This window comes from Pseudomonas sp. S2_B07 (genome assembly GCF_054668435.1).
Window position 1 is genome coordinate 1250201 of sequence record NZ_CP162769.1, and the last position, 15167, is coordinate 1265367.

The window sequence follows — 15167 nt, forward strand, 5'->3', positions numbered from 1 at the left end:
GTCAGGCCACCGCCCGAGACATCACGTACAAACTGTCGCGTACGGCTGTCTGGTCTTCTTCAAGGGTGCGCAACTGCACGCCCGGCACGTCGGGATGCGAGTCGATGCGCGCCGGTGCGTGCAGGTAGACGCTGAGCGGCCGTTCGCTGGTGGAGGCCTGCAATTGGCTTTCACGTCCGATCAGTGCGGTCAGTGCGGCATCGCTGTCACTGCTGCCCACCGAACGCACCGCCGCCCACTTCCCTTCCCGTGCCAGCAGCAGCACGCTGCGCACCGGCTCGGCGACGACGAACAGAAAGTCGCCGCCCTCAAAGCTCTTGTCGAAGTGGTTGAACGCGGCCATCAGGTACGGCTGCACCGAACGCAGGCGCATGCCGCGACCGCTGACCAGACTGCGCAGGCGCGTCAGCAAGTCTTGCGGCAGTGCAGTGGCGATCCGGTCGTAACCCGCCGGCTCAGCCGACAGCACCATGCTCCAGGGCTGCGTTGGTACGCCATAAAGGTCTTCGAAGCACAGTTGAGCGAAGCCGAGCAGTTCGTCGGGGCTGCTGATTTCTTCGCTCCAGGGCACCAGGCAGAAACGGCTGAAGTGCCCGGAGATCACCACGCAAAGTTCCGCACCGGCCTGCGTGTGTTCGCCGAGCAAACGGTCGAGGGTTTCGAGGGCGACGGCCCAGGCGTGGAAGCCTTCGTCGATGAAGCCGACGCTGCCCAGCCACAGGGTGTCGCTGCCGCGGCGTTGGCCGAGGCCGACACCGCTGGCGCCAAGCACGGCGATATACCGATCACGAGACAAAAGTGACACGATTGATCTCCTCGAGCGTGGTACGCCCCTGTTGCACCAGTTCCAGGGCCGACTCGCGCAACAGCCGCAAGCCACGTTTACAGGCGTGGGCCTTGATCTTCGAAATGGGTTGGCGCTCGACAATCATTTGCCGCAGCTCGTCGTCCAGGTGCAGCAGCTCGGCGATCGCACTGCGCCCGCGATACCCGGTGCCCCGGCAGTGGCCGCAGCCCTTGCCATGCACAAAGTGGTAGTGGCCGACGTCTTTGGGATCGAGGCCCGAGGCAAGCAATTCGTCGTCGGTGGGGGTGACCGGCGCGCTGCAACTGGCGCAGACCAGGCGGATCAGCCGCTGCGCCAACACCGCGTTGAGGGCCGACACCAGGCTGTAGGGGTCGATTTCCATCTGGGTGAAACGGCCGATCACGTCGAACACGTTGTTGGCGTGGATGGTGGTGAACACCAGGTGACCGGTGAGTGCCGATTGCACGGCGATTTGCGCGGTGTCCGGGTCGCGGATTTCACCGACCATGATCTTGTCCGGGTCATGGCGCAGGATCGAGCGCAAACCCCGGGCGAAGGTCAGGCCTTTCTTTTCATTGACCGGGATTTGCAGCACGCCCGGCAGTTGATATTCCACCGGGTCTTCGATGGTGATGATCTTGTCCACGCCGTGGTTGATCTCGGTGATCATCGCGTACAGCGTGGTGGTTTTGCCGCTGCCGGTCGGACCGGTCACCAGCACCATGCCGTAGGGTTCGGCGGCCAGGCGCCGCAGTTGGCGCAGGGTTTCCTCTTCAAAACCCAGGGCCTGCAATTGCACGCCACTGACTTTGTCGGCCAGGTCCTGTTTGTCGAGGACCCGCAGCACCGCGTCTTCGCCGAAAATGCTCGGCATGATCGACACCCGGAAGTCGATCTGCCGGCCGCTGATGCCGATCTTGAAGCGACCGTCCTGGGGCACGCGTTTTTCGCCGATGTCCAGTTCGGCCATGACTTTGACTCGGGAGATCACCTGCTCGGCGAACTCGCTGCCCTGGATTTTGCTGATGTTGTTGAGCACGCCATCGATCCGGTACTTGATCACCAGACCGCTGCCGGTGGTGCCCAGGTGGATGTCACTGGCGTGCATTTTCAAGGCATCGTAGAGGGTCGAGTTGACCAGTTTGACGACGACGCTGGCGTCTTCGCTGATGCTGGTCAGGGACAGGCTTTGCAGGTTGTCGACTTCAACGCCGGTGTCGGATTGGGCATTGAGCGATTCCACCGCGTGGAAGCTTTCCTCGTGACGCGCCAGGTAGGCTTTCAGGTCGTCGGCATGCACCAGGTACAGCGGCGCACCGTGCAGGCAGTCGTCGATCCAGGCCAGGCGCGAGGTATCGAAGGGGTCGGCAAACACGCCAATGACCGCGTCTTCGTGACGCAGCAGGATGAATTCGCGCTTGAGGCATTGGGCCAGGGTGACCCGGTCAAATACCGGGATGGCCTTGAACAGGCTGTCGGTGTCGAGCACCGGATAATGCAGGGTGGTGCCGAGGCACTGGATGAAGGGCATCGGAGCCAGTTCGCACAACACCCCGAGGGCTTCCAGTACCCGTTCGCCGGTACTGGTGGCTCGAGCCCGGGCCTGGGCCAGTTGCTCACTGGAAAAACGAGACGGTACGCAGTCCAGCAACGCCGGTTCGACGGCAAGGGATAGACGGTCCATGGCATGCTCTCCAACGCCCGGGGCTTTGAGCCCTGTCGGCGCGGCGAGTCATCGCGGCGGGTGCCGGAACGTCTGGTCGCGCCAATTACTCCCCGGTGAGCAGTTGTTCGTCGTCTGGCGCCATGGAGGCCGATGTACTTCGTCGGCGATCTGCAAGCACCCAACTCCCGTCGTACAACTGCAGCGGGAAACTCTCGGTCCTGCTCTGGCGTCGTTCGACGAATCCTTCGGAGGTGCTCACGCCCGTTTTGGGTTCGCGCTCCATCCCTAAAAGGTCACAGACTGCTCGGGCCAGTTCCGCCAATGGAAACGGTTTGAACAGGATATGGCTGACTCCCAGTTGCCGGGCCCGCTCACAGACTTCAGCGGTGGGGTGCCCGGTAATCAGCACAAAATGACACTTCCTGTTCTGGCGGACAGCATCGAGCACCTCAAAGCCTTCCATATCGGGCAAGCGGTAATCGAACACCATCACATCGGGTGCAAATTTTTCGGCTTCGCCGATGGCCTTCGCACCGTCGTTCGCTACCAGGACATCCAGCCCTTGCGCCACCAGATAATCCCGGAGGTTTTGTGCAAGCAGCTGTTCGTCTTCAACAACCAGTATTTTGTTCAACAAGGTGGACTCCTTGAAACCGCAGGTCCGATATCCGTGCCTGGGAGTACGCGCCTTAATTAGGCTAACGCACACTTCATGCCAGACTGAGTGCCGCTTTTTGGTCGACACATCGCGTTGATTTCCATGACAAAACCTTTTCGCTCGCAAACCCCGTCCCCCAAAGACGGGGAAGCGCCCGGATTTGCACTGAAGCTTTCCCCACATTTGGGGGTGAAGCTTCAATCATCGTCAATCCGTTCGATTCGATTGTTTGATCGAAGCTGCGCCAGGACTTGCAGGCGTGCTTGAGCCTGTTGCTGTCGGGCAAGGTAAGCCCTGACCATTTCAAGCCCCTGCGTTTCTGAGACATCGGTTGCCTCCAAGTGGTTCTGGAGATAAATCAAATGCCAGCCCAACGACGTGCGCACCGGTTCGCTGACGGCCCCCGGCGTCAGGGCGAAGGCCGCTGCTTCGAACTCGGGCAGCATGCGCCCACGAGGAAAATAGCCCAGGTCCCCGCCTTCGCTGGCCGAGGCATCTTCGGAGCCGGCCTTGGCGACACTGGCAAAGTCCTCGCCCTGGCTGATTTTCGTGCGCATCTCTACTAAGCGTAGCCGCGCTGCTTCAACTGTGGCGGCATCGGCGCCTTGCGGCACTTTGACCAGGATGTGCCGGGCCTGGATTTCTTCGGGCCGGCTCATGTCGGCGCGGTGTTCTTCGTAAAACGCCCGGACCTGTTTTTCATCCGGTGATCCCCCTGCCTGGACGAGTTCGGCAAAGACTTGCTGGGCCGCCAGTTCACGGCGGGTGTATTCAGTGAAACTGGCTTCATCAAAACCGGCGTCCTGGAGCCGGCGGGCAAACACCTCGGGGCCGCCGATGGCTTGTCGGGTCTGGTCAACCTGGCGTTGCACGTCGGCATCGCTGATCACCACGCCGCGCTTGAGGGCTTCTTGCCACAACAGCTCCTTGTCGATCAAGGCGTCCAGCGCTTTCTGCCGCAGCTGCTTATAAGCCTTGGGGCTGCGAATGTTGCCCACCGCCCTGCCCTGATCCTCGAGGAATTCGGCGAAATAGCGCTCCAGGCGAAACTCGGAAATCTCCTCGCCATTGACCCGCGCGGCGGCCGGGCCGTTGTTGCACCAGGCGACCGGGACCCACAGTGTCAGCAGCATCAGCGCAATGTTGAGTTTCATGATCGGCCTCCGGTCAGGGCATGGCAGCAATGGGTTTGTAGGGTGCAACCACAAAGAAGCGCTGGTCGGGCAAGTCCACCGTAACGACGTGAGCACCGTTCAAGCCCAGACGGCGGCCAGGGCCAAAGTTGATCAACGGGGTCAACCCGGTCTCGAAATCATGCAAGCCCTCCAGGGCACTGATGAGCTTCTCGCGGCTGGCGTCGCGTCCGGCCTGCTTCATGCCTTCGCTCAGCAGCAGCATTGAGCTGTAGGCACCCACTTGCAGCACCGCGTGCTGACCGCCCAATCCCTGATTTTCGCGCAATTGCGTCAGCGCCAGGCGCCCGGCCAGCGTCCAGTCGCTGGGCACGAACGGGTAGGCCAAAAACAATCGTCGGGAAAACCCGCTGGGCATTTGCAACACGTCACCGGCCACCTGATTCGAGGCCGCGAACAGGTAAGGCACCTGCCCCGCTTTTTGCAAACGCTCGGCCAGACGACTGAAGCCTCTGCCACTGCCCAGGTAAAACACTGAGCGCGAGCCCAGCGGGAGTTCGTCTTGTGCCTCGTCGTAGGCTTGCAACCGCACTTCTTGCCAGCCGTGATCCTGCAAGTATTGGCCGAGGTCCTGCGCCGCCTGCCGCTGGCTCGGTTCGTCCGGAAAGGTAATCAGCGTCGGCCCCTTGAGCACACGCAAATTGGCGGTACCGTAGTCGGCCAGGGCGATCAACTGTTCGCGCAGCCCCGGCAACGGTTCAAAGATTTGCCGACTGGCCTGCGCCATGCCTTGTAACGAGAGCGGCCCGATCAACGGAATCCCGGCCTGTTCCAGGCGCGCCGCCAGGTCCACATCCAGCGCCGGCGCCAGCGGTGAGATCAGGGCAAACACTTGTTCCTGTTCGATCAGTTGCTCCAGTGCCCGCTCGGCACTGGCGCGGTCCGGGCCAGGGTCGAGGATGGTCAAATTCACTTGTCGACCATGAATGCCGCCCGCCTGATTTATGCGTTCCACGCTGCCCTTGAGCACCGCCGCCACCGTGGCGCCCTCATCGGCCAGCGGCCCCTGACTGGGCAACAAGGTGCCCAGGTGCAGACTGTCGGCGGTCAAACCGGGGTCGCGGTCATCGGCCACACGCTTGAGGTAGGCCGTGAGGTTGCGCTGGTCCTTCATCGACAGCACGAACCGCGGCATCGCCGGATCGAGTCGGTTGTTGGCCGAATCGCGACCTTCGGCAATGGCTCGGGCCAACGCGCCCTCGGTGTAGGCCGGATAGTCACGGCCGTTGACTTGCTCCTGGCCATAACGGCTGGAGAGCCGCGACCAACTGATGTCCGGCGGGCGCACCCCGCCTTCCGGGCGCCCCTGACCGTCGGCGCCATGGCAGTTGGCGCACGGCAAGCTGCTGGCCGGCAAGATCATGTCGGCCGCGCCAACCCGGGCCATGACCGGCTCACCGCTCTCGGACAGCCCCTCGCGGTACAGGCGTTTGCCCGCACTTTCGCTGGGGGTGAGCGCTGACGCGTGGGCGGTGCAATGCATGCCGCCGAGCAGTAGCAGGCCGAGGACCAGGGACGTTTTCATGGCGCGCTCAACGACCGGCCACGGGCATGGTCAGCAACTGCAAGCGCTGAGCAATGGCGGCGGCCGGGGCATCGGGACGGATTTTGCTCCAGCGCTTGTTCGCCACGTCACCGACGATCAACTGCGTGGAATGCTGTTCGGGGGTCGGCACGATCTGGCCGATACGACTCAGGACAAGGTCCATTTGTGCCTTGTCACCGGTAAGAAAAAACCAGTGGGGCCCATCGACGCCCTGTTTCAAGGTGTAAGCCTTGAGTACCGCCGGCGTGTCGCGCAGCGGATCACTGGTAAGGGAGATAAAGGTGATGCCATCGGCCTTGTCGCCCAGTAACTCACGTACTTCCTTGAGCTTGCGGGTGATCAGCGGACAGGCATCGTTGCAGCGGGTGAAAATCACGTTCAGCAGCACCACGCGGTTTTGCAGCGCGTCACTGTAGAAGCGCAGGGTTTCGCCGTTCTGATCCTGCAACGGCGTGTCGGTGAACCAGGTTTTCGCATCGTGCGTGCCGGTCGCCGGTTGCGCGCCGGCCACCGCCGGCGCGGGTTCTTGGTGCCCTTCGTGGGCAAACGCCATCAAGCTGACAATGCAAAAGCACATCGTGAAGAGGATCAGGGCGAGCGCTCTCATGGCTGTTGCTCCATCGCAATGGCGGTGTGTTTGGCGTGGGCATTGCGCTGGCCGCTGATCTTCTCGACTTCACGGGTCAGGACGGCCGGGTCGGTGAAGCCGTAGTAGCGCGTCCAGTGACGGCTGTTGCCATCGCCGACGAGGATCAATGGCTGATGGTTCTTGAAGTCGCCACTGAACGAGCCCAGGCCCTTGAGGGTTTCAGTGATCGACTGCGAACTGCCGGTGAGCCAGCTCCAGCCCGGACCGTTCTGGAAATTGCGGGCGTAGTCGTTCAGGCGTTTGGCATCGTCGCGCTGCGGGTCGACGCTGATCGACACCAGTTGCACCTCGCCACCGACCCGAGCACCGAGTTGTTTTTGCACCTTGCCCATGATCGAGGACACCACCGGGCAGACCGTGGTGCAACTGGTGTAGATGAAGCTCATGACCACGATTTTGTTGCTGATCAGGTCCTTTTCCAGGCGCACTGATTTGCCGTTCTGGTCCACGAGTGCCACGTCGGCGAACTTGACCTGTGCGCTTTCGGACGTGGCGGGTTTGGCTGGCATGTCGTGCCCGGCGTGCTCGTCCGCCGAATGCGCCAGGGCCTGACCGATACCGGCCGCCAACAGGCAGAACGTCAGCCATCCCCGGTGTGCGATACGGTTCATGTCGGTGTCCTCTTCAGTTCGCAGTGCCGGGCAGAACCCGGACGCTGGCAAAGGTCTTGTCGTCGAAATTCGCACCCAGCGACGCCGCACGAACGTGCAAGTACCACGCGCCGTTCTGGTCCAGGGTCACCGGGGCTTCATAGATACCGTTGCCCACGTCGAGGGCCGCGACTTCCTGCACCCGTGACGTCGGCGCACGGAAGTAGCGCACCTGAACATCCTTGACCCCGCTGCGCCGGGTCTGCTGCTGGCCCTGGACGATGCGAAAGCGCACCACATAAGGACTGCCGAGGGTGGCCGTGGACTTGTCGAGCATGAATTCCACTTGGGGCACGCCGGGGTGTTGCGCGATGGCTGGGTCCGGCTCAACCAACGCGGTGAAGCAATGAATGATGTTCGGTTGATTGAGCAGGAACGCCACGTCGAAACGCCCGGCCGACGGCAACTTGATCCGCGCGCTGTACAGCCCCGGTTCGACCTCGCGCAAACTGCGGTCGATGACCATCGCCGCCCGCGCCACTTGCCCGCGATTGGGGTACCCGGACATCGGCGCGTTCATGCCTTCGGCGTAGAAGTAAGTGGTGTTGTCCACCGGGTTGACCACGAACACCGCGTTGTCGTCCCGCGACACCGCCAGGCTCGACGCCAGCGGCAGATCACCGGCCAGCCGTGGTGCTTGCGGCCCCGCTTCGAAACCCTGGCTGATCGGCGTACGGCCCTGGCCCAGCGACGACAGGTTGATCATCGTGACCTTGGCCGACGCCAGACCGCGGACATAGGCATAGGCCTTGGTGAACACCACTTGATAGGGCTCGGCCGACACGTCCAGTTCATGGATCAGCGAATCGGTGGCGGCGTCGATCACCGAGGCCTGGTTCTCCAGGGTGTTGAGCACAATGCCGAAGCGACCGTCAGCACTGAAGCCCATCGGCCCCAAGCCCTGCTTCGCCTTGATCACCCGGCGCACCGCCAGGCTGGCGCTGTCGACCACGGTCACGGTGCCGTCCTGGCCATCGGCGACGTACACCGCCTGGGACAGCGGCGAGTACGCCACTGACAGTGGGTGCGAGCCGGTCTTGAGTTGCTTGCTGACGGTCAGGCTGGCGATGTCGATGATGGTCAAGGTGCCGTCGTCGCGGTTGGTGACGAAGGCAAAGCGGCTGTCCTTGCTGAAGGCGATTTCGTGATGCCCGGCCCCGGTGGCCAGGTGTTTGAGGGGCTTGAGGCTGCGGGTGTCGATGACCGTGACGCCGGACTCGTCGGCGGTCGACGCGTTGTTGCCGACCCACAACAGACGCTCATCCGGTTGCAGGGCCACGCGCACCGGGTTGCTGCCGGCGCTCACCGACGCCAGCAATTTGAATTGTTCGCTGTCGATCACCGCCACTTCCCCCGCCGTTGGCATCGACAAAAACACCCGTTTGTTGTCCTTCGGGGTGACCCAATCCATCGGCGGTTGTTTTAGATCGATCCGGGCCATGGTGCTGGTGATGCCGCCCACCGACACTGACGGATCGACCACTGAAACACTGGCATCGCGGTTCATCACCAGCAGGAAGTAGCTGTTCAGATCCAGCAGCGGCCGCGCGCCAATGCTCGATTTGAGGAACACCCCGACCCGGGATTTGCAGCTTTGCTCGCGGCCCTGGGCCTGGTCGGCGGCAACGGTTTCGGGGTCGAGCCAGGCGCCAGGGTTGACGCCAGACAATGGCTGGCCCGAAGTGCTGTCCTTGACCCGGAACTGCACGTCGGCAAACTCGCCTTCGCGCAGTACACCGTCCTTGGCCAAAGGCTTGACCTCAAGCGCCACCGACACCCCGTCACGGGAGAGACTCTGGCCGCTCCAGGTGTTGGGCAAGGCGACTTCGCTGAGCATGCTCGGCGGCACGGTGCGCCACACGCCAAGGCTAATCAGCGCGACGCCTAAAACCAGCGCACCACTGGCGATTCTGATGGTCCTGTTCATCCCTCTCTCCCCTTCAGATCAATTACTGCCCCACCGAGCCCCTGTGGGAGCGCGCTTGCTCCCACAGGGTTGATGTCGTTCCCATCCCCTCGGTCTACGGCGCCGGTGCCGGTTCAGGTTCGTTGGTCACCCGCAGTAACCCCCACAGCCCGGCGGTATTGCCGTAGCCGGCGTAGTCACGGAACAGGTAGTCGCCCGGTATCGCATTGCTGCCCCCGGCGCTCGGGTGCATGAAGCTGAAGTGCGCGGCCGGCAGGATGCTTTCGTGGGCGCCGATGTACATCGACATCGGGTTGTAGCCGAACCGCACCGAACCCACGCCCGGCGTCATCATCGGGTAACCGCCGGTGTCGCTCTTCTCCGACTGGAACGGGTTGACCGACCAGACGTGACCGTCCAGCTGGAACGTCGAACCACGGCTGCCACCGGTAGGCATCAGGATGTGGGTGCGGAACGGTTGCCCCGGTTTGGCATACAGCACCGGTGTCTGTGGATCGCCCCCCACCAGCGCGTTGCTGTAGGCCATGTGCGCGTTGGGCACGTCGCCGTAACCGTTGCCATCGGCGTGACCGAACGGCGCGTCCGGCGGCAGGCCGAAGCGGTACCACATCGGTTCGGTTTTATAGTTGATGGCCATGCTCGAGTTGTCCTGCGGATCGGTCGGCACACCCGCTTCCGAGGCAATGCCTTCCACCGGCCGGCCATTGGCCCAGCGCATGTTGAGCGCCTTCTGCCAGACCATCGCAAAGTCGCGGTAGGTGGTTTGCCCTGGCGCGGTGACTGTCGCATTGACCTTGCGCGCGTCCTCAACCCAGGTGGCACCGATCGGCAGGATGCTCATCGCGCCACCGAGGCCTTTTTGTGGCTGCTTGATCACGTCCGCCGGGGTGAAATTCAGCCCGCCGAACTCCACCGCCGTGGCGTTGATGTTGTCGACGCTGCGGCCCAGTTGGGTAATCGGCTTGCCTTCACGCTCCAGGTGTCCGGCGTAGTACTGATAAGTACGCGTCGGGTATGCACCGCTGTTGCCCACACGTGGCGGTACGGTCTGGATCGGGTTGGTGCCGACGTTGGTACCGTCGGATTTGGTGATGTCGTACGCCAGCAGTTGAGCGTGCAAGCCCACCGTGCTGGACGGCCGCATCAGGTTGTTGCTGAAGGTGGTCGAACCTTCGCCACCGTTGCGGTCACGCTTGACCATGCCCATCACCGAAGCGGTCTGGGCCAGGTCCGGCATCACGCTCGGCAAACGGTTTTCCAGGGTGATGTTGATGCAGTCACCGGCCGCTGCGCGCAGCACCAGCGGTTCGACAGGCACACCGGGTTTCAGCTTGCCAGTGACCGGGTCGAGGTCGGATTTGCGCACGTACAGAATCGCGGTCGGGTCATGCAGCGGGCCGCTTTGCCCGCCGATGGTGAAGGTCGTCCCATCCTGGGGATCGTTTACCGTGACCTGTGGAATGCTCACCGCGCGGGAGTTGTACACCAGCGTACCGCCCGCCGGATTCAACGGGCCGCCGACATGCTGGCCGAGGCCCGCCGGGTCCGCCATGGACAGGTTAAGCGGATTGCCGAGGATGTCGTTGGCCAGCGCCGCGACCACTTCATAGTTGCGTTGCACGGTCGGCCGGGTGCCGATGCCGTTCGGGTTGGCGCCATACCGTGGGCAGGCGCCATCGAAGGCCACGGTGTTGCGCATGCCCGCCGGTTTCGGGTTGTTCGGCAGCGCAAACAGGTCGTTGCGTTGCGCGGTGTAGTTGCGCATCACCCCCCAGATTCCGCTCCAGTAACCTTCCAGGGATGCGTCCATCGAGTACAGGTAATCCCCGGTGATCGCCGCTGAACTGGACAACATCGAGACCGGCGCGATGAAGCCCATCTGCTCGGAGATCCCGATCATTTGCGACGAGCGCCAGCCGGAGTTGGAGCTGTTGCCGAAACCGGAACCGCTTTGCAGCCACTTCACGCCGTGCAGGGTCACGTTGTGCTCCTCTTCATGACCGCCGGCATGCACCCGCAGCCGCACGTTGTCACCGGTGTAGGTGCGCAGCATCGGCGTGAACGGGTCCCCCGGCTCCGCGCCACCCTTGTTGATGTGTGGCGGGAACAGCGTGGTGCCGCCGGTGGGGCCGGTGGCGGCAGTGACCAGGTTGGGCGCCAGGTTCATCGCCGGGATCGCCCGGTCAGTGCGGCTTTGCATGGCGTACGCCAGGTCGCCACCGAGGCCGTCGGCCTGCATGCCGCGCTTGCCGTCCGGGCCGACCTTGTTCGGGTCGTACACCCGCAGGGCCAGCGGTTCGTTGCGGTAATTGACCACGAACATGCCAGGGTCATCCACCGAGATGGCTTGCGGGCAAGGCCGGCTCGGGCAGCCCGGCGACAGCCCGCCGCGGGCTTCAACCACCTGTTCAAGCAGGGTCGCGGCTTCCTTGCGCACCGGCGGGTTGATCGCATAACGGAAGCTGTCGGCGGTGGCCGGGAAGGATTGCGCATCCGGCACGCCATTCGGCCCGGCGCCCACGTACACACCGGCTTCATAGGCGTGCTGGAAGTCGCTGTATTCGAGGAAGAACTCACGGAAGCTGTCGTTCTTGCCGTCGCCGTCCAGGTCACCGGTAGAAATCACGGCCTGCCACGAGGTCGGCCCGCCGTCCTGCCGCGCGCCGCTGTACAACGGCTCGCCGGTTTCGGCGTGGAACCAGGTGGAACCGGCCGGCTCTGCCAGCACGGTGGCGTACAGACCGATCTGTTGGTGCGTCGATGGGCCCAGGTGGTCGTGGGTGAAAATGGTCCCCAGGCCACGGTCGACGCCTTTGCTGTTGACCACCGGATCGACGAACCAGCGCTGCATCGCTGTGCGCGCGCCCACCCAATCGGCCCGGCCATATTGACCAAAGAACGGATGCTGCTTGGCTACCGGGCAAGTCGGTGTGCCGTCACGCGGGTCGGTGCCTTCGCATTGGTTGAACAGACGAATTGCGTGGATGCGCTCTTGCACGGCACCCGGGGAAAGCACGCCGTCTTCATAGTTCCAGCCGTTGGCCGAGCCGTCGGCGGCGGTCAGGTCCCATTTCGGCAGGTGGATGTGCTGACCGATCACGTCGGTCGGCGTGCGCACCTGATAGTCATCCATCTCGTAGATGGCCGGCACCAGGTTGGTTTGCTGGTACTGCACGCAGTCGAAGGTGTTCATGCGCATCACCAGCGGTTCTGGCGGACGCTGTTTGGTGATCACCGGCCAGGCGTCTTCCCACAGCGCCAGGATGCGCGCTTGCGGGAAGTGGTAGCCGACCTTGTTGTACACCGCGTCGAACTGGATGTTCGCAGCCTTATAGATGCGCGGACGGTCGGCGGTGAAGGTCGAGGAACCGGTAAACGACAACCCGTCGACCCGTTCGCCGCTGTTGAACTCGCCGGTGCCGGCGCTGGCGGTCAGGCGTTTTTGCCGATCATCCATGCACGGTTCGTAATACGGCGCACCCGCCATCGGCAACGCGCCGTTGGTGCGGAAGTTGCGCGCCACCACTTGATTGCCCGGCAGCACGGCGAAGCTCGGGTGGTCCTTTTGGGCGTGGAACGCCATGGCCGCCTGTTCCACTTCAGTGCCCTCTTCGGGCATATAAATCGGTTTGGCGCGGGTCACTTCCTTGGAGAAATCCAGCGACGTGGTGACGGTGTGCGCCTGACCACCCGATGAGAACCCGTCCAGTGAATGCCGCCCCAGACCGCCATCCCAGCCACCGGACTGCGCCGGATCGAGGTTGGCCCACAAGGCATTGCCACTGGTTTTCAGGGATTGCGCCTTGGCGGCGTCGAGCATGTCCAGCGGCGGAGTTGGTGGACGTTGGCCGACCGAGCTTTCCATGCCACCGATCCAGAACGGATAGCCCGGGTTTTTCAGGCTGCCGTCAGCGTTGCGGTTGGCTTCACTGCGATCCACCAGGGCCAGGGAACCGATGGCTTGGGCACCACCGCTACCGCCGTGATGTTCGCCGTCGTCATCGCCCTCCTCGTCGTCATCGTCATGACCGGCCACCAGGGTTTCGCTGATCTTCGGGACGACCGCGACTTTGCCCGGCATCGGCGCCATGGCTTTGCCCGGCAGCGGCACGACCGCAGGAATCGGCGTGCCGGCAATGATCTCGCCATCCGGCAAGGCCCGTGCGCCCGCCGCCGGTTTACCGCTGCGCAACGCGTAAGGTTCGCTGTGATAACCGTCGTTGCCCTGTTGGGAGACTTCGAGTCTGGTGCCTTCCTCGAACACATCGTGTACCCGCCACATGCTCCACATGCCTTGGGCAAAGTGCGGATAGAAGTGGCAGTGATAGATCGCATCGCCGGCCACGCGGTTGCGGTTGCCCGAACCCCCATTGGCGATTTCATAGGTGTAGCCGGCGCCCGGACCGATGCCCTGGGCATCGACGTAGTCGGAGTTATCGTCGTTGGGGTTGAACAGCCATTGGTGCCCGTGCAAGTGGAAGATGTGTTGCTCGTGGCCGTTGTGGGTGTTGCGGAATTTGACGAAGTCACCGATGTAGCTGTGGTTGACGTTGGCCGGCTCGGAGGGATACAGCGCCATGGTCGCCTTGACCCCGACCTGATCGGCGCGTGGCGTTTCGCCCGGACGAATGTTTTCCAGGCCGACGTTGGCCGGTACATCCACCAGCATTGCCACGTCCCCCACGGTGTGGGAACTGAGGAAAAATTCTTCATAGGCGCAGGACAGGCAATCGTGCATTGGCCCGACACCCAGTCGGTTGGCCACCACCTCGGCGCCCATGCCGCCGGAACCGTAGTTGATCATGAACGCGTCGCGGGTCGGCTCCAGCACATGGGCCATCACCGGGTCAGCCCAATACGCCGGGAACGCCTGAGTCGCAGCCACTTCATCCTGGAACTGCGAGGCGAAATCGCGGAACGGCTCCAGCCGGTTAGGCAGCGCCGGGTTGCGTTTGCCGATAGCTTCCAGCGGATAAGTCGCGGGCGGGAAGCTGCCATCGGCGTTACTGCCCATGACGATCGCGTCGCTCTCGCTGGAGATGATTTCACTGCCATCGACCATGCTGATGATCGGGGTGCCGGCCTTGCCTTCACGGATCCACGGTTCGCGCTGCGGGTAGCGCGCCTGGTAATCGACAATCGGCTGACCGGCCGGGGTGCGGCCGGTGCTGGCCAGGCGCATCTCTTCTTCGGTCACGGTGTTGCGATAGGTACGGCCACCTTTGGGCACCACCACCACTTCACCGAACAGGCCGTTGGCGACGTTGCCCGCATCACCTTCACCCCCAAATGTGGCGCCACGGCTGCTGGCGGCAAACGCGCCCTCACGCTCGGCGTACAGGGTGTAGGACCGCGTGGCACCGGGCGGAATCAGCGTGTTGGCATTGCGCCCGGTGAAGGACGCGATGTCGTCAATGCTGTTGACCGCTTGCAGGCCGTTGACCTGGAAGCCGACATGACGGTCAGTGACTTGCTCATCGACCTTGAACTGATCGGCATTACCGGTTGCTCCCCCTTCTGCGCCCTCGACGTCGGTCTCTTCGTGCTTGCCGGGGTTGGCCTGATACGCCAGCAAATTCTGCAGATTGATCGTCAGGCAATCACCCGCCGCTACACGCAGCACCAGTGGACGCGGACGCTTGTCGGGCCGCAACGAAACTTTGCCCGGCACCGCTGCGCCCCCTTGGGCGAGGGGCATGTTGTGGTCGTCGACCACGTCGCGGCGCAGGGCGAACATCATGCCGTTGGCGTTCTGCGCGCCGAGGCGGTTGAACATCAGCGGCTGATCCAGCGCCACGACGTTCGCCACCAGATTGCGTTCGCAACGGGCGGCCGCCTCGGCCATCTCGATGCCAAACAAGGGCGCGAAAAACAACAGCAGATTAATCAGGTAATGAGCGTGGGGTATGCCGGACATGATCACGGACCTCGCATTGGGTGCTCACAAGGAACAATTCTCGACAAGTGCACTGGAGCAATCGCCATGCCAAAAATAATTGTGTTGTTTTTCAGTCAGTTAAGTTGACGACTTAATAACTCGGGGGATATTCCCCACTAATTCCCCACTTTT

9 protein-coding genes are annotated in these 15167 nt (G+C 63.0%); all 9 read right to left on the bottom strand.

The features are described from left to right. Nucleotide 1: 1 nt before the first annotated feature. The 9 genes from AB4N43_RS05775 to mnxG all read right to left on the bottom strand — a co-directional run bounded on the left by AB4N43_RS05775 (nucleotide 2) and on the right by mnxG (nucleotide 15014). Nucleotides 2–805 (bottom strand): hypothetical protein, encoded by an 804-nt coding sequence (locus AB4N43_RS05775; protein ID WP_027921392.1) that lies wholly within the window; start codon nucleotides 803–805, stop codon nucleotides 2–4. Beyond that, entirely contained in the window at nucleotides 786–2492 is a 1707-nt protein-coding gene (locus tag AB4N43_RS05780) for a GspE/PulE family protein (protein ID WP_027921393.1), read from the bottom strand. Before AB4N43_RS05780 ends, AB4N43_RS05775 begins: the two co-directional genes overlap by 20 nt. A gap of 85 nt (nucleotides 2493–2577) precedes the next feature. Further along, a complete protein-coding gene (locus tag AB4N43_RS05785; protein ID WP_059181129.1) occupies nucleotides 2578–3111 on the bottom strand; it encodes a response regulator in 534 nt (177 codons plus the stop codon). 218 nt (nucleotides 3112–3329) lie between these two features. Continuing rightward, the gene (locus AB4N43_RS05790) at nucleotides 3330–4286 is read right to left on the bottom strand and encodes a peptidylprolyl isomerase (protein WP_194939712.1); all 957 of its coding nucleotides are present in this window, start codon (nucleotides 4284–4286) and stop codon (nucleotides 3330–3332) included. Nucleotides 4287–4299: 13 nt separating this feature from the next. Further along, the gene (locus AB4N43_RS05795) at nucleotides 4300–5850 is read right to left on the bottom strand and encodes a cytochrome c/ABC transporter substrate-binding protein (protein ID WP_460153484.1); all 1551 of its coding nucleotides are present in this window, start codon (nucleotides 5848–5850) and stop codon (nucleotides 4300–4302) included. A 7-nt stretch (nucleotides 5851–5857) separates the two neighbouring features. Next, nucleotides 5858–6478 (bottom strand): SCO family protein, encoded by a 621-nt coding sequence (locus AB4N43_RS05800; RefSeq protein WP_027921397.1) that lies wholly within the window; start codon nucleotides 6476–6478, stop codon nucleotides 5858–5860. Beyond that, nucleotides 6475–7131 (bottom strand): SCO family protein, encoded by a 657-nt coding sequence (locus AB4N43_RS05805; protein ID WP_027921398.1) that lies wholly within the window; start codon nucleotides 7129–7131, stop codon nucleotides 6475–6477. Before AB4N43_RS05805 ends, AB4N43_RS05800 begins: the two co-directional genes overlap by 4 nt. Nucleotides 7132–7144: 13 nt before the next feature. Beyond that, nucleotides 7145–9097, bottom strand: coding sequence for a cytochrome D1 domain-containing protein (locus tag AB4N43_RS05810; protein ID WP_460153486.1), 1953 nt, complete (start codon nucleotides 9095–9097; stop codon nucleotides 7145–7147). Nucleotides 9098–9191: 94 nt separating this feature from the next. Next, entirely contained in the window at nucleotides 9192–15014 is a 5823-nt protein-coding gene (mnxG, locus tag AB4N43_RS05815) for a manganese-oxidizing multicopper oxidase MnxG (RefSeq protein WP_027921400.1), read from the bottom strand. Nucleotides 15015–15167: the final 153 nt, after the last annotated feature.